The organism is Halobacterium sp. GSL-19, from assembly GCF_016917855.1.
Lineage (GTDB): Archaea > Halobacteriota > Halobacteria > Halobacteriales > Halobacteriaceae > Halobacterium > Halobacterium salinarum.
In genome coordinates this window covers 903878-918202 of sequence record NZ_CP070377.1, presented here as the reverse complement: position 1 = coordinate 918202, position 14325 = coordinate 903878, and the positions used below count along the sequence as shown (strand labels likewise).

The 14325-nt window shown below is 65.6% G+C and carries 17 protein-coding genes; 14 read left to right on the top strand and 3 right to left on the bottom strand.

Translation table 11 applies throughout. The annotated features are described in order from the left end of the window. Positions 1 to 65: 65 nt before the first annotated feature. On the bottom strand, positions 66 to 1292 hold the full coding sequence (locus tag JT689_RS06615; RefSeq protein WP_010902940.1) for a methionine adenosyltransferase: 1227 nt from the start codon (positions 1290 to 1292) through the stop codon (positions 66 to 68). A 66-nt stretch (positions 1293 to 1358) separates the two neighbouring features. Next, positions 1359 to 1970 (bottom strand): class IV adenylate cyclase, encoded by a 612-nt coding sequence (gene cyaB / locus JT689_RS06610; RefSeq protein ID WP_010902939.1) that lies wholly within the window; start codon positions 1968 to 1970, stop codon positions 1359 to 1361. Positions 1971 to 2082: 112 nt separating this feature from the next. On the opposite strand from cyaB, the gene JT689_RS06605 reads away from it, so the two are divergent. From JT689_RS06605 to hflX, 14 genes are all read left to right on the top strand, one after another. Then, a complete protein-coding gene (locus tag JT689_RS06605) occupies positions 2083 to 2274 on the top strand; it encodes a hypothetical protein (RefSeq protein WP_010902938.1) in 192 nt (63 codons plus the stop codon). 60 nt (positions 2275 to 2334) lie between these two features. Then, entirely contained in the window at positions 2335 to 3246 is a 912-nt protein-coding gene (locus JT689_RS06600; RefSeq protein WP_010902937.1) for a peptidylprolyl isomerase, read from the top strand. Between the two features lie 233 nt (positions 3247 to 3479). Continuing rightward, positions 3480 to 4307, top strand: a complete 828-nt coding sequence (locus JT689_RS06595) for a hypothetical protein (protein WP_010902935.1) — start codon at positions 3480 to 3482, stop codon at positions 4305 to 4307. A 52-nt stretch (positions 4308 to 4359) separates the two neighbouring features. Then, a complete protein-coding gene (locus tag JT689_RS06590; RefSeq protein WP_205251823.1) occupies positions 4360 to 4578 on the top strand; it encodes a DUF1918 domain-containing protein in 219 nt (72 codons plus the stop codon). Positions 4579 to 4614: 36 nt separating this feature from the next. Next, entirely contained in the window at positions 4615 to 5037 is a 423-nt protein-coding gene (locus tag JT689_RS06585) for an RNA-binding protein (protein ID WP_010902933.1), read from the top strand. Between the two features lie 64 nt (positions 5038 to 5101). Then, on the top strand, positions 5102 to 5863 hold the full coding sequence (locus JT689_RS06580; protein ID WP_010902932.1) for an Lrp/AsnC family transcriptional regulator: 762 nt from the start codon (positions 5102 to 5104) through the stop codon (positions 5861 to 5863). Positions 5864 to 5939: 76 nt separating this feature from the next. After that, the gene (locus tag JT689_RS06575; RefSeq protein ID WP_010902931.1) at positions 5940 to 7553 is read left to right on the top strand and encodes a TrkH family potassium uptake protein; all 1614 of its coding nucleotides are present in this window, start codon (positions 5940 to 5942) and stop codon (positions 7551 to 7553) included. Next, entirely contained in the window at positions 7553 to 7753 is a 201-nt protein-coding gene (locus JT689_RS06570) for a hypothetical protein (RefSeq protein ID WP_010902930.1), read from the top strand. The genes JT689_RS06575 and JT689_RS06570 overlap by 1 nt, the downstream gene beginning before the upstream one ends. A 44-nt stretch (positions 7754 to 7797) precedes the next feature. Then, positions 7798 to 8466, top strand: coding sequence for a TrkA family potassium uptake protein (locus tag JT689_RS06565; RefSeq protein ID WP_010902929.1), 669 nt, complete (start codon positions 7798 to 7800; stop codon positions 8464 to 8466). A 112-nt stretch (positions 8467 to 8578) separates the two neighbouring features. Then, the gene (locus JT689_RS06560) at positions 8579 to 9277 is read left to right on the top strand and encodes an RNase P subunit p30 family protein (protein ID WP_012289302.1); all 699 of its coding nucleotides are present in this window, start codon (positions 8579 to 8581) and stop codon (positions 9275 to 9277) included. Further along, on the top strand, positions 9261 to 9863 hold the full coding sequence (locus JT689_RS06555; protein ID WP_205251822.1) for a class I SAM-dependent methyltransferase: 603 nt from the start codon (positions 9261 to 9263) through the stop codon (positions 9861 to 9863). Before JT689_RS06560 ends, JT689_RS06555 begins: the two co-directional genes overlap by 17 nt. Continuing rightward, positions 9860 to 10354, top strand: coding sequence for an Rpp14/Pop5 family protein (locus JT689_RS06550; RefSeq protein WP_010902926.1), 495 nt, complete (start codon positions 9860 to 9862; stop codon positions 10352 to 10354). The genes JT689_RS06555 and JT689_RS06550 overlap by 4 nt, the downstream gene beginning before the upstream one ends. A gap of 60 nt (positions 10355 to 10414) precedes the next feature. After that, complete coding sequence (locus JT689_RS06545) at positions 10415 to 11140, top strand: ribosome assembly factor SBDS (protein WP_010902925.1); 726 nt, start codon at positions 10415 to 10417, stop codon at positions 11138 to 11140. A 48-nt stretch (positions 11141 to 11188) separates the two neighbouring features. Further along, positions 11189 to 12496 carry a GTPase HflX gene (hflX, locus tag JT689_RS06540; protein ID WP_010902924.1) on the top strand — a complete coding sequence of 436 codons (1308 nt, stop codon included), beginning with the start codon at positions 11189 to 11191 and terminating at the stop codon, positions 12494 to 12496. Between the two features lie 1117 nt (positions 12497 to 13613). On the opposite strand, the gene JT689_RS06535 is transcribed toward hflX, so the two are convergent. Then, positions 13614 to 14270: a hypothetical protein gene (locus JT689_RS06535; RefSeq protein ID WP_136361462.1), complete on the bottom strand. Its 657-nt coding sequence runs from the start codon at positions 14268 to 14270 to the stop codon at positions 13614 to 13616. Between the last annotated feature and the right edge of the window lie 55 nt (positions 14271 to 14325).

Genomic DNA, 14325 nt, shown 5'->3' with positions numbered 1-14325 from the left:
GCCAGTCCGCGAGTAAACACCTATCGGTCCCCACTGGAGAACACTCGCAGACCGGGGGTGCGCGCTCAGAACGTGGTGCGTTCGCCGTCGATGACGCGGCGCGTGAGGTCCGTGACCGACGCGAGTTGCGCGTCGACGATGCGCTCGATCTCGGCGTCGACGTCGGCCACCGCGGTGCCGTCCTCGGTGACGACTTCCACGTCCGCGACGTGGGGCTCGTCGATCGGGCGGCCGATCTGTGAGAGCAGTCGCACCCGGAGGTCGCGGATGCCGTCGACCTCGGCGACGACCGCCTCGGCGATCTGCGTCGAAAGCAGGTTGTAGATCTTCCCGATGTGGTTGACCGGGTTCTTGCCGGACGTGGCTTCCATGCTCATGGCGCGGTTGGGGGTGATGAGGCCGTTGGCGCGGTTGCCGCGGCCGACGCTGCCGTCGTCGCCCTGCTCGGCGCTGGTGCCGGTGGTGGTGAGGTAGATCGAGCCCGACTCGTAGTCGTCGGCGGTGTTGACGTGGACGGTGACCTCGCGGTCCGTGTGCTCGGTGGCGAGATCGAAGACGTGCTCGCGGATGGCTTCGACCTGGGCGATGTAGGCGTCCATGTCCGGCACGTGGGCGTCCACGAGCGCGGCGGCGATCGTGAGGTCGATGTGGTCGTCTTCGCGTTTCCCCATCACTTTCACGTCCTCGCCGACCGCGGGCGTGTGCTCGGCGTACGGGCCGTTCAGCGAGCGCTCGGCTTCGAGGACGATGCGCTCGGTTTCGGTGAGCGGGGCGTGGCCGACGCCGAACGACGTGTCGTTGGCCATCGGCACGGCGGGGCCGTCGTCGTCGTCGGTGAACACGTCCTGGAGGTCCCCCGATCCCTCGCCGAGCTTGACGTCGACGATCACGTCGGTTTCGAGGTCCAGGTGGGGCAGCGTCTCACGCAGGTACTCGCGGGCGGCTTCCAGGGCGATGGATTCGACCGGGATGTGGTGTTCGGTGCCGTCGGCTTCGACGTAGTGGCTGGTGGCGCGACCGACGACCAGGATGTAGATCGGGTCGATGACGTTCCCGCCGCCGAACGCGGGGGCGGCGTCACCGGCGACGAGTTGGGTCTCGTCGGTGTTGAAGTGGAGGACGTGGCCCACCCGGTCGCGGTATTCCCGGGCGAGGGTTTCACAGACGTGTTCGGCGATGCCGTCGCAGATTGAGTCGGGGTGACCGAGCCCCTTTCGCTCGACGATTTCGACGGCGTCGTCCTCGACTGCGCTGCGGTCGAGAGACTGTACTTGGATGTTCCGGTCAGTCATTGGCTGAGCGTACCCGGTCTCGGTTCGTATAACTTCCGGAAACGGAGACGCCGACAATTATGCGTGCTACGCATTCGACGTGCGGAGGCCGAGATACGACGTGCGGATCTGATCGGTCGGATCCAACCCCAGACGCCGGAGCACCGCGTAGGCGTCCTCCCGAGCGCCAGAAACGGCGTGCTCGGCCTCGACGGTCGTCTCGATCTCGACGTACTCGCCGACGTCCTCGACGGCATCCAACAGCACAGTGAACCCCTCGAAGTGGTGTTTCGTGCGGAGCTTCCGCACCACCGCGGCCGACTCGAACCCGAGTTGCTCGATGATGGCCGCCATCTGTGCGTCGTCCCCGACCGCAGTCTCGAACTCCTCGCGGGTCTTCGACTCGGCCTCGACCAGCGGCCCCTTGTACGTGACGCGGGACTCGCCGTCGGCGCGCGCCGGCCCCGAAAGCACCGCATCGATGTCCGCCGTGAGGTCGTCGCCGCGCTCGAACCCCCGCGCAGCGGTGGCGACGCGCCGCAACCGGAACGCCTCATCGGTCTGCTCGAAGGCCCGGTGGGGCGCATCGTAATACGTGTCCGCCTGCGCAACCGTCGTGTGCTCGGCGGCATCCACGTCCGCGAGCGCCGCCCGAACCGTCTCGTACTCCCCCGGAACCTTCACTTCGACCTCATACATACGTTCGTACTCGGCACGCTGATTCAAAAAGACCGACGCTTCCCGGTCTCAATAGTCGTATAGTCCACTCCTAGCAGCGTTCAAGAGCACTGGCGGCACACACCGAGACGACATGGCCGCAAACAGCCCCACATGTGAGTCCCGCCCCACCGCAGGTTCACCGCTGCAGCTCACCGTTGTCCGGTACAGCGACGACGCCGACCGCGCGACGGTCACACCGGTGTCGGTCGTCGACGGCGACGTCACGACCACGTGGCTGTCAGTTGACGCGGGCGCTGTCGTGTCGTTGGCCGACGCCCGCTGACCGTCTCGCTCACCGGTTCGAAACGTGATTCTTAAGGATGGAACGAGAGTGCGTATTGGTATGAGCGACGAACCCGAGGCCGAGCAGGCCGACTCATCCAGCGACGAACAGGACGGATTCCAGACGGGCGACTTCGTTGAACTGTCGTATACGGCCTACACGGTCGACAGCGAGGAGCTTGTCGACACCACCGACGAGGAGATCGCCGAGTCGGAGGGCGTCGACACGGACGAACAGGAGTTCTCCCCGCGCACGATCGTCCTCGGTGAGGAGCACATCTTCGCAGCCGTCGAAGACGACATCGTCGGGCAGTCCGTCGGCGACGACGGAACCGTTCTCGTCGAGGAGGCGTTCGGCGAGTACGACGAGGACGAGGTCCGAACGGTCAGCGCCAACAAGATCCCCGAAGACGACCGCTACCCCGGCGCACACGTCGACGTCGACGGCGAGCACGGCCACGTCGAAGCCATCATCGGCGGGCGCGCCCGCGTCGACTTCAACCACCCGCTTGCCGGCGAGGACATCGAATACGAGTACGAGGTCCTCGACGAGATCACCGACCGCGAGCAGCAGGCCGTCGGCTTCCTGGAGATGATGTTCGACGTCGAACTCGACGTCGATCTCGTCACCGAGACCGTCGAGGAGGAGGTCACCGAGGAAACCGAGGACGGCGACGCCGAAACCACCACCGAGAGCGTCGAGAAGGAGACCCTCTACATCGAGCAGTCCCCGCAGCTCCAGTTCAACCAGCAGTGGATGATGGGCAAAAGCCAGGTGCTGTCCCAGGTCATCGACATGCTCGACATCGACCGCGTCATCGTCCAGGAGATCATCGACGGCCAGCCCGCCGGTATGCCGGGCATGGGCGGCATGATGGGCGGTGCGGGCGGCGACCTCGGGGACGTCGAGGACGCCCTCGAAGACGCCGACGTCGACGCCGACGAGATCGTCGACGAGCTCGACGACGAGTAACGCCACCACGCCGACTGTCGGCGAACGCGCGCGCCGACAGCCCGCAAAGCGTTTAATGCCCCCGTGAGTGCTGTGGGGTATGGCACGGAAACTCCTGAAGGCTGGTGTCGCGCTGTTGGTGATCGTCCTCGTCTGGAAGCTCTTTGCGGGCGGCGACGCCGAAGACCTCGAAGAGATCGACCGCATCGACTGAGTCGAACCACTTACGCGGCCCCCATTCCTACCGCGAACGTATGTACGGCGTCGTCACGCGGAACGCCGAGGAGCTGGACTGGCCGGAGTTCGAAACCGGGTTCTACGAAGTCAAGGACGTGACCGGCCGCCACGTCGACCCCGTGGAGAACGCCGTCAGCATGGTGTCGTGTTTCGGTGACAACGCCACCGCCGGCACCGACCCCGAGCTCGTTCCCGTCGACGACGACGGCAGGCCGGCGACCCGGGAGCGCCAGTACTTCGACTGGGCGTACATCTGCCCGCTGGCCGAGGACTACCGCAACGGCGTGCTCACCGTCGTGGAGACGTGCAGCGACGTGAGCGGCGACGTTCGACTCGACGACGTGGGGTTCCCGCGGGCGGAGTACTGTCACTGCGATCGCTGCACGGCGGCGTTCGAGGCGTCGGCGTTCGACGACTGGCAGGCGTGGCGCGCGGACGTCATCACGTCGTTCGTCGCGGACGCCGTCGACCGCATCGACGGCAAGACGTATCTCACGCTGTACCCGGATCCCTACCCGGGCCACCTCTACGAGCGGGCGGGCCTGGATCTCGACGCGCTCGCGGAGCTGGTCGACGAGTTCGTCGTTCCGCTGTACGACACCGCCTACGAGACCACGTACTGGATCGAAACCATCGCCGCGGGGTTCGAGGACGCGGTCGACGCGCCGTTCAGCATCGAGTTGTACGCGGTGAACGTCGACATCGAGAACCTGCTGCACGCCGCCGAGGTCGCCGCCGAATACGGCGAAGACGTGTTCTTCGGGTACGAAGCCAGCAACGCCCGGGCGGCGCTCCGCAGGCTGGACGCCGAGGACCGCGACGGCGTGTCGTTCGGGCCGGAGTGAGTCGCCGCCAGTAATCAATTCACTTTTGACTGCTGGGGTGGAATCGGATGCCATGAGCTTCGAGAAGGGCGACACGGTCGTGCTCCACGAGAAACACAGCGACTACGACGGCGAGGAGGGCGAGATCACGCAGACCGCCGAAACGATGTTCGGCGACGTGAACTACACGATCAGCTTCGAAGACGGCCAGGAAGCCGGCGTTCCCGAGGACAGCCTCGACCTCGTCGCGGAAGCCGACGACGACGACGACGCGGAAGCCGACGCCGAGTAACGAGTCTTTTACGCGTCGGCGGCGTACGCCGCCATCATGAGTGAGGTTCCGTTCCACTACATCGATCTCCGCGTGTTCTGCTACGACACGGAGGCCGACTCCCGGGTAGCGGACGCGCTGGGGCATTTCCTCCCGGAGGACGTCGAGATCGAGCGCACGGACAGCGAGGGGCATCTCGGCGACCGCATCGGCGTGCTGTCGACCCGCGTCGAGCGCGCCGACGACATGCGCCACGTGCTCGACCAGCTCCGGGACGGCGCTGACATCGAGCAGATCCGCGACCAGCTCGACGAGCGCGTCGACGACAACTGCTCGCTGTTCGTGCACCTCGACAAGCAGGCGGCGTACCTGGGGGACGCCCAGCTCGGGGACGGCATCTCACTGCGCGCGAAGGTCGAAGCCTACCCCGCGAAGAAGGACGCCGCCGTCGAGAACGCGCGGGACGCGCTCGCGGACTAGGACCCTGTCGGTGGCCGGCCCCTGATCCAAACTGGTTATCCTCCTCGACGTGGAGGGAACACGTATGAGCGACCGACTGGACGAGGTGGACAAGCGAATCCTCTACAACCTGGTTCGTGACGCGCGCAACACGTCCGCCCCCGACATCGCCGACGAGGTCAACGTGTCCGCAGGAACGATCAGAAACCGGATCACACATCTCGAAGCGGCGGGGATCATCCGCGGCTATCACGCGGTCGTCTCGTACCCACAGGTCGGCGGTCGGCTCACGAACCTCTACATCTGCACCAGCCCCGTGCCCGACCGGGATCGGCTGTCCAAACAGGTCGCTGAGATCCCCGGCGTGGTGAGCGTCCGCCAGCTGATGAAAGGACGCAGCAACCTCCACGTCACGGCTGTCGGCGACGACATGCAGGAGCTCACCCGGATCGCGAACGACCTGTCGGCGATCGGGCTGGACATCGAGGAGGAGAACCTGCTCCAAAGCGAGGAGATCCGGCCGTACCACGAGTTCGGCCCCGACGACTCCCAGGACGGACACACGATCGCGGATTTCATGGAGCTGTCCGGCGGTGCTGAGGTCGTGGAGCTGTCCGTGGCGGCGGACGCCGAGATCGCCGGGCACACGCTGCGCGAGGCCAACGAGCGCGGCGTCATCGAGTCCGACGTGCTGGTCGTTTCGATCGAGCGCGACGACGAGATGTTGACACCGCGCGGGGACACGAGGGTGCGTCCGGACGACCTGGTGACGGTGTTCTGCCGGGGCGGCATCAGCCAGGAGACGCTGTCGGTGTTCGGGAAACGCGGCTCGGCGACGGAGACTTAGTAGTACGAAATTCAGGCAGCCACAAACCCAGTGGAAACCAGCTAGCTTAAATTCCCTGTTCGGCAAACGAGAAGCCATGGTCGATCGTCTCGGAACAATCGCGCGCGACCTCGGGCGGATGCTTGAGGCGCTGGCCGGCCTCATCTTCGTTTCCGTGCTCGTCCCTCTCGTGTGGGGGGAGTTCTGGGTGGTGCCGGCGATGGTCGTCTCAGGACTCATCCCGCTAGTCGTGGGGCTCACGCTCAGGCGGACGTTCGAGCACGCCGCCGATCCCGGCCGGTTGCATGGCATGATGATCGCTGCGTCGGGGTGGTTTCTGGTCGCCGCGTTCGGTTCCGTGCCGTTCCTCCTGGCCGCATGGACCGCGCAGCTCGATCCCGGCATGCTCGACGTGCCGGCGCGGTTCACGGTCCCGGGAACCAGAACGTTCAGCACGCTTGCCGCGTTCCAGAACCCGCTCAACGGGTTCTTCGAGAGCATGAGCGGGTTCACCGGCACGGGGCTGACGATGGCCGACAACGAGGCCGCGCTGCCCCACACCCTGCAGTGGTGGCGGTCGTTCATCGAATGGGTCGGCGGCGTCGGCGTCATCGTGCTCACCACGGCGATCCTCGCGCGACCCGGCAGCGGCTCGCTGACCCTCTACGAGAGCGAGGCGCGCTCGGAGAAGATCCACCCCAGCATCGTCTCGACGGTGCGCACCATCTGGTGGATCTTCCTCCTGTTCACGTTCTTCTCGATCCTGCTCCTCTGGATCGCCGGGATGCCGATGTGGGACGCCATCAATCACGCGATGACCGGCCTCGCGACCGGTGGGTTCTCCATCACGGACAACTCGATCGCGACCTACGGGAGCGCCGCCATCGACTTCGCGCTCATCCCGGTGATGGTCCTGGGGAGCATCGCGTTCCCCATCCACTACCTCGTCCTCCAGGGCGACCTCCGCAACCTCTACACGGACCTCCAGACCCGGTGGGTGTTCGGGTTCTTCGCGCTCGGGACGGCGCTCCTGACGGCGGTCCTCCTCCAGCAGGGGTACTACGTGACCGAGTCAGTCGCCGTTGCCGGCGTCGTGCTGCATGGGTCGGCAGCGACGCTCTTCCAGACGGTCCGGTACGCGTTGTTCCAGTTCGTGTCCGCGGCCTCGTGTACGGGCTTCCAGACGGCGGGCGCGCTGGGGTCGGGGTGGACGGCCCCCGCGCAGTTGACCGTGGCGTTCGGCATGGTCGTTGGGGCTGCCGCCGGATCAACGGTCGGCGGCATCAAGCTGATTCGACTGCTCACGCTCGTGAAAGGCATTCTGTTCCGGATTCGGGGGGTGTTCTACCCGTCGGATGCCGTCCGCACGTTCCGCCTCGACGGGCGCGCGCTCTCCGACACCGAGGCCGCCCAGGAGTTCGAGGAGGCCGCGATCATCACGTTCCTCTGGCTCGTCTTCCTCGGGGTGGCGGCGTTCGTGTTCATGCTCGCGATCCCCATGGGGCCCGACGCGTACACCGTCGAGAACGTCCTCTTCGAGGTCGCGTCCGCGCAGGGCAACGTCGGGCTGTCCTCGGGCATCACCGGGCCGGGGATGCCGACGGTCACGAAGGCGATGTTCCTGTTCAACATGTGGATCGGTCGCCTGGAGATCATTCCGGTGTTGGTGCTCCTGCGTGGCCTGTTCAGCACGCTGGAGGTGTACGACTGATGCGCCTCGATGCGATCCCGGTTATCGGGCCGCTGCTGGCCGCTGGCGCCGACGACCGTGTCTTCGACGCGCTGCTCGTGTTGGGGCCGGTGGTCATCGTGGCCATCCGGCTGCTCGGCCGGACGCCCGTGTCGCTGGCGCTCGCGGTCGCGTACACCGTCGGGTTCGCCGCCTACATCCTCTCCGAGGCCATCCGCTAATTGAGGAGAGAAAAACTTAGCAGGGCGGAGATTTACGATGCAGTATGTACATTATAGTGGTCGGTGCTGGTGACATAGGATCGCAGGTCATCCAACTGCTCACGAAAAGCGCAAACGAGATCGTGGTCATCGAGACCGACCCCGACGTGGCCGACCAGGTGAGCCGGGACTACGACTGTCTCGTGTTGAACGCCGACGCCACGGCGAAGGACACGCTCGTCGACGCCGGCTCCGAGAAGGCCGACGCCATCATCACCACCACCGACCGCGACCCCACGAACATCATGGTGATGCTGCTGGCGGACGAACTCGACATCGAGTCGAAGGTGAGCGTCGTCCAGGACCCCGACAACATGGAGCTCTTCCGCCGGATCGGGGTGAACGTCCTCGAAAACCCCCAGCGCCTGATCGGGGAGTACCTCGTTCGAGCGGTCCAGCGCCCGTCGATCAAGGACTTCATGACGCTCGGCGGGGAGGCCGAAGTGTTCGAAATCACGGTGACCGAGGACGCACCGCTGGCCGAACAGACCCTCCAGGATGCGGACACCAACGGACTCCTCGGGGACGATGTCCTGGTTGTTGCCATCGAGCGCGGCGACGACGTCATCACGCCGCGCGGAGAGACAACGATCCACGCCGGCGACCTCATCACCGCGTTCTCCAAGCACGGCGTGACCAGCAGCGTCATGCAGACGTTCACCGGCTCGGAGTGAGCCACACCGGGTGCTCGACCGGCCGGCTGCGTGGTGTCGCCGGGCGGTGTCCGCCCGCGGGCAACAAGGGAGACCGCACGCGTTTTTACCGCGGGGTCGCCAACGTGTGAGCGTGTACGAGGCGGTGTGCGCCCACCCGGACGGAGACAGCACGGTCGCGCGGCTGGCGGCGACCGCGGCCAGCGCCGGCTACGACGGCATCGTGGTTCGGAACTGGGGGGCCACGAGCGCCGACCCGGACGCGGTCGGTGCGGACACGGACGCGGACGTTGTCAGGGGGACGACGGTGTCGGTGACGGACCGCGCCGGGGCCAGCGAGCGGATCCGCCGCCGCCGCGAGAACGCGGTGGTGGTGGCGGCGCGGGCGTCGTCGCCGTCGCTGAATCGGTTCGTCGCGGAGTCCGAGCGCGTGGACGTGCTCGCCGCGCCGATGGCCGACGGCGGGGACGTGAACCACGTCATCGTGAAGGCGGCGCGGACACACGGGGTGCGCTTGGAGTTCGATTTCGCCGGCGTGTTGCGGGCCAGCGGGGGCGACCGCGTGCAGGCGCTGCGGGGGCTGCGGAAGCTCCGGGAGCTCGTCGAGCACTACGACGCGCCGTTCGTGGTGAGCGGGCGGCCGGCCAGCCACCTGCACGTGCGGTCGCCCCGGGAACTGGTCGCCGTCGGCGCGGAGATCGGGTTCACGGACGCCCAGGTGCGGGCCGGCCTGCGGGAGTGGACGCACCTGGCGGCGCGGAACCGCCGGCGGCTGTCCGCGGAGTTCATTGCACCGGGGGTCAAACGTGGCCGGTATGAAGAAGACCCTTGAGGAGCACGCCGCGCGCTTCGACGACGTGGCCGCGGCCTACGACGACGACCAGACCCCGGAGTACAACGAGTGTGTGGCGCTGGTGCTGGAGCACGCTGACGCGGGCGGCGCGGACACGGTGCTGGATCTCGGCTGTGGCACGGGCGCGATCGCGCTCGGCCTCGCCGCGGACGCCGGCAGGGTCGTGGGTCGAGACATCAGCGACGGGATGCTGACGCAGGCCCGCGAGAAGGCGACCACACGCGGCGTGGACAACGTCGCGTTCGACACGGGGCGGTTCAGGGAGCCGAACTACGACGGCGACGCCGACGTGGTGGTGTCGAACTTCGCGATGCACCACCTGAGCGACGCCGAAAAGCGCAGTGCGATCGACACCATCGCCGGGCTGAACCCCCACCGGATCGTGCTCGGGGACGTGATGCTGTTCGGGGGGCCGAACCCCGATGACCCGTTCTACTCGCCGGCAGTCGACGACCCGGCGACCGTCGGCGTGCTCGCCGACGCGTTCACCGACGCCGGGTACGCGGTGACGGCGGTGGAGATGGTCCACGAGCAGGTCGGCGTGCTGGTGGCCGAGACGCGATGAAACACCTCCCCAAGCACGTGCGACCGCGGTGGCGGTATCTCGCCGTCGGGATCGAGGCGTGGCCCGACGCCGGGATCGAGCGCAGCGACTTCCAGCGCGCCCTGTGGTTTGCCGCCGGAAACCTGCTGGGCGACCCCGGCAGCGCCGACGCCGGGGTGCGTGTCGTCGCGTACTCGTTCCGGGACGGCCGCGGGGAGGCGCTGGTGCGGGCGCGCCGCGGGACCGTGTCACGAGCGCGCGCCGCGGTGGCCTGCGTGAGCGCGGTCCGAGAGCACCCCGTTCGGGTGTGCGTCCGCGGCGTCTCCGGGACGATGCGCGCCGCCAGGGAGCGGTATCTCGACGGCCTCGACACCCCCGAACGCCGGAGCGATGTCGCCTTCGACGGGGACGCCCGCGATGGCGTGTGCCGCGGGGAGAACGTCGACGTCGTTGCCGGCGACGATGGCTGGGTGGGGGCGCGCCGCCGGGACTGCGGGACGGACGGGGAGTGAGTGCGGTCGGCACCACGGGATGGGAGAAGGTCTTTTGGTGGCCCCGTCGAAGGAGTCAGTATGATTTCGCTTGACGACGCCGTGACCGCACGGCTGGAAACGCACGGCGAGCGCTTCGAGGTACTGGTGGACCCGGACGCGGCCCTGGAGATGCGACGCGACGAGTTCGACGGTGAGCTGACGGACGTGATCGCGGCCCGCGACGTCTTCGAGAACGCCTCCCGGGGCGACCGCCCGGCGGAGTCCGACCTGGAGACGGTGTTCGGGACGACCGAGCCCCTGGAGATCATCCCCGAGGTCATCGGCCAGGGCGAGATCCAGATCACCGCCGATCAGCGCGAGGCGATGCAACAGCGCAAGAAGCGCAGCCTCATCAACACGATCTCGCGCAACGCCATCAATCCACAGATGGACGGCGCACCGCATCCACCCGACCGCATCGAGAGCGCGCTCGACGAGGCGGGGTTCACTGTCGATCCGATGACGCCCGCCGACGAACAGGTCGACGACGCCCTGGAGGCGCTGCGGCCCGTCATCCCGATCCGGTTCGAGGAGATGACCGTCGCCGTCCAGTTGCCCGCCGACTACGCGGGCAGCGGGCAGGCGAAACTCCGCGAGTTCGGCGAACTGGAGCGCGAGGAGTGGCAGGCCGACGGCTCGTGGGTGGGCGTCATCACGTTCCCCGCGGGCATGCAAGACGAGTTCTACGGCCGCGTCAACGAGGTGTCCGAGGGCAACGGCGAGACCAGCGTCGTGAAGGACAAAGACGAGCTGAAGACGCGGTAGGCCGCCGCGCCGGAGGCTTAAGTGCGCCGGGTGCGTACCGTACAGAGAGTGACCGGAGACACCACGGCGACGGCCGTCGTCGCGAAGCGCGTCGACGATGGCACACCCGAGACAGCCGAGATCAGGGATCTCGTCCAGGCTGCGGGCTACGAGTTGGTCGGCGAAGTCACCCAGTCGCGGACCGCGGACCCGGCGTTGCAGTTGGGCGCGGGGAAGGTGACGGAGCTCGCCGAGCGCGTCGCGCGCACCGACGCCGACCGCGTGGTCTTCGACAACCGGCTGGGTCCCTATCAGACGTTCAACCTCGGCCAGGAGCTGCCCGACGGCACCGAGGTCGTCGATCGGTTCCGGCTGATCCTGGACATCTTCGGGCAGCGCGCCAACACCCGGAAGGCACAGCTACAGGTGGAGCTCGCGGAGTTGCGCTACGAGCTGCCCCGCGCGGAGGCCAAAACCAGCCTCGCCAAGCGCAACGAGCGGCCGGGATTCATGGGGCTCGGCGAGTACGACGAGAGCCGCGAGCAGGACATCAAAGCCCGCATTTCGCGGATCCGCGACGAGCTGTCGAACATCGAGAAAACCGAGCAGCAGCGCCGCGAAACCCGCCGGGAGTCCGGGTTCGACCTGGTGGCGCTGGCTGGGTACACGAACGCCGGCAAATCCACGCTGTTGCGCCGGCTGGCCGCCGACGTCGCGGTCGACGAGAACGACGACCGGCATCCGGATCTGGACACCACCGCGGAGTCCCAGGACGACCTGTTCACCACGCTGGGGACGACGACGCGCCGGATGGAGCTGGCGCGGCGGGACGTCCTGTTGACGGACACGGTCGGGTTCATCAGCGACCTGCCACACTGGCTCGTGGAGTCGTTCAAATCCACGCTGGAATCGGTCTACCAGGCGGACCTCGTGTTGCTCGTGGTGGACGCCAGCGAACCCCTGGCGGACATCCAGGAGAAGCTCGCGACCAGCCACGACACGCTGTACGAGCGCAACGAAGCCCCGATCGTCACGGTGTTCAACAAGACCGACCGGGTTGAGGACGCGGCGCTCGCCGAGAAGATGGAGGCGCTGGCGGCGCTCGCGCCGGCCCCGGTCGCGGTCAGCGCCCGAGACGCCAGCAACCTTGAGGAGCTGCGCGAGCGCATCGACGCGGCGCTTCCGGCGCGCGAACGCGAACGCCTCGTGCTCCCGATGACCGAGGACACGATGAGCGTGGTTTCCTGGGTGCACGACCACGCCCACGTGCGGACGGTCGATTACGGCGACCAGGAGGTCGTGATCGACTTCGAGGCGCGCCCGACGATCGTGGAGCGCTCGCACGCGAAGGCCAGCGACCTAGTGGCCGAGGCCTGACTGCCGACTCCAGCGGGCGGGTCTCCTTCGTGTCGACGCCGTACTCTCGACTGGACGGTCAGTAGTCGATTCCCCTGATGAGCGAGGACACCAGGGAGTCGTGGCTCCATGGTCACGCCCGTTTCGGCGACTTACGCCACACGAACGACGAAGCCATCATGTACGTTGAGAGTTGGTCCTCCGTCGCAGAGTAGTTGCAGGCGAACACCGAAGAGTCGACATCGGTGGTATCAGCGTAACCGGATGAATAGTATCTCACTCGGTGCAACAGGAAAAATGTTTACGTTGAAAACTAACTCTGATATTTATGAACAGACGTACCGTGCTTTCCGGAACCGCAGCGGCTATTTCGGCCGGACTTGCCGGCTGTTCAACCTCGACAACCCAACGACTACCCTCGGCAGTTCGTCGGGAAGAGCCGATAGACCGCCCATTTTCCACTCCAGTTGTCGGAGAAAACAAGACGACGGCCGGCGCCGACCAGAACGGAGTCGTGGAACTCCGCGTCCACGTCCACAAAACGCCGGAGCTGCTGATGCTCGTGTCTATTTTCCAACTGAACCCTGGTGAGTCGTACGAGAGTAACGGTTGGAAGTCAACTGGATTCAACGTCGAACACCGCTGGGGAGGAACCCGATACGATGGTGAAGGGGGCCTATCCCGGCGTGCTACGCTGGTACAAGCCCCAACCGACGACGCTGAAACACCGTATCGGATGGCGACCACCGACGACTCAGCCAGGCATGTGTGGCAAGTCCGATGTCAAACGCCGATGGTCAGCGCGACTACCGATATATTCGTGACGGAATTTCCTGTGCCGGAGTCAGCTCAGTGGGGCGATACCTTTACCGTGAAAGTACATGCCGAATTTTCTAACGAACAGCAAAAAGACAGAGTGTGGTGTGAGCTCCCGGTCACATATTCCCCATCCGAGTCGTGACTGTGTTCGACCTGAGACGGATATCTCGCATCTGGTCGAAAAATAGCGAATCGTCGTTTTATTATCGGTACTCGTCGGCGACCGCTGACCAGCCGACAGTCCCGTGAGGTTTGAGTACCGGCGTGGAGACACTGGTATCTAAACTCGTCGCTCCGGGAGGGACCGGTTAATCAGGTTCTAGGGATTACTATAAGTGCTTGCAGGAGTCACCGTATCCGTTCGAGTGTACATGGAATCACTGGGAAGCTCAACCTTCGTCGCCTGCCCGCCGATTTCGTAGGAGTCGACCCCGTCTTTCCAGATCTCACCAAAGGCTAATTTCTGGCTTATGAGGTCGGCGCCGTCTAAATTATCCGCGTACGTCTCCGACATCGAGCTGGTACTCTTAACGTTGTACATACGCCGTCCAGTGTCGTCATCCGCAGTGATCTCTATTTCACCATGCGTGTTGTCCTTCTCGGAGCCGTTATTCATGTCTCTGACCACTGTCCGTCCACGCCCAATCGAGTCCACCTTGTAAATGAATTCGTCCTGAGGGATTCGGATTTTGTCGTACTTCGAAAACAGGCCCGACGCAACGTGTCCAGAGACTACGCCGTAGGTTCTGTTGTGTATTCTCTCGGTAGAGACGGTTTCCTCGGGTTCCTCCTTTTCGAGGTTGATGTCCGTCGTCGTGAACCAGATCTCGTAATCCGTTCCGGCTCGGGAAGGGGTTGAGACTTTGAGGCCTCTTCGACCACTCGCAGCGGTAACGTTTCCTGCACTGAACGACAGTGCCCCTATACTCGTAATCCCTACTTTCTTTATTATCCCTCTGCGTGTAGTTCCTGACATGTGTTCTCGATAATATGACTCAGGACATGAGTGTTTTGTATACGTACGTAACGGC

Excerpts from the sequence above, each read along its gene's own strand:
- JT689_RS06615 (WP_010902940.1), bottom strand. The coding sequence starts at position 1,292 with ATGACTGACCGGAACATCCAAGTACAGTCTCTCGACCGCAGCGCAGTC.
- cyaB (WP_010902939.1), bottom strand. The coding sequence starts at position 1,970 with ATGTATGAGGTCGAAGTGAAGGTTCCGGGGGAGTACGAGACGGTTCGG.
- JT689_RS06605 (WP_010902938.1), top strand. The coding sequence starts at position 2,083 with ATGGCCGCAAACAGCCCCACATGTGAGTCCCGCCCCACCGCAGGTTCA.
- JT689_RS06600 (WP_010902937.1), top strand. The coding sequence starts at position 2,335 with ATGAGCGACGAACCCGAGGCCGAGCAGGCCGACTCATCCAGCGACGAA.
- JT689_RS06595 (WP_010902935.1), top strand. The coding sequence starts at position 3,480 with ATGTACGGCGTCGTCACGCGGAACGCCGAGGAGCTGGACTGGCCGGAG.
- JT689_RS06590 (WP_205251823.1), top strand. The coding sequence starts at position 4,360 with ATGAGCTTCGAGAAGGGCGACACGGTCGTGCTCCACGAGAAACACAGC.
- JT689_RS06585 (WP_010902933.1), top strand. The coding sequence starts at position 4,615 with ATGAGTGAGGTTCCGTTCCACTACATCGATCTCCGCGTGTTCTGCTAC.
- JT689_RS06580 (WP_010902932.1), top strand. The coding sequence starts at position 5,102 with ATGAGCGACCGACTGGACGAGGTGGACAAGCGAATCCTCTACAACCTG.
- JT689_RS06575 (WP_010902931.1), top strand. The coding sequence starts at position 5,940 with ATGGTCGATCGTCTCGGAACAATCGCGCGCGACCTCGGGCGGATGCTT.
- JT689_RS06570 (WP_010902930.1), top strand. The coding sequence starts at position 7,553 with ATGCGCCTCGATGCGATCCCGGTTATCGGGCCGCTGCTGGCCGCTGGC.
- JT689_RS06565 (WP_010902929.1), top strand. The coding sequence starts at position 7,798 with ATGTACATTATAGTGGTCGGTGCTGGTGACATAGGATCGCAGGTCATC.
- JT689_RS06555 (WP_205251822.1), top strand. The coding sequence starts at position 9,261 with ATGAAGAAGACCCTTGAGGAGCACGCCGCGCGCTTCGACGACGTGGCC.
- JT689_RS06550 (WP_010902926.1), top strand. The coding sequence starts at position 9,860 with ATGAAACACCTCCCCAAGCACGTGCGACCGCGGTGGCGGTATCTCGCC.
- JT689_RS06545 (WP_010902925.1), top strand. The coding sequence starts at position 10,415 with ATGATTTCGCTTGACGACGCCGTGACCGCACGGCTGGAAACGCACGGC.
- JT689_RS06535 (WP_136361462.1), bottom strand. The coding sequence starts at position 14,270 with ATGTCAGGAACTACACGCAGAGGGATAATAAAGAAAGTAGGGATTACG.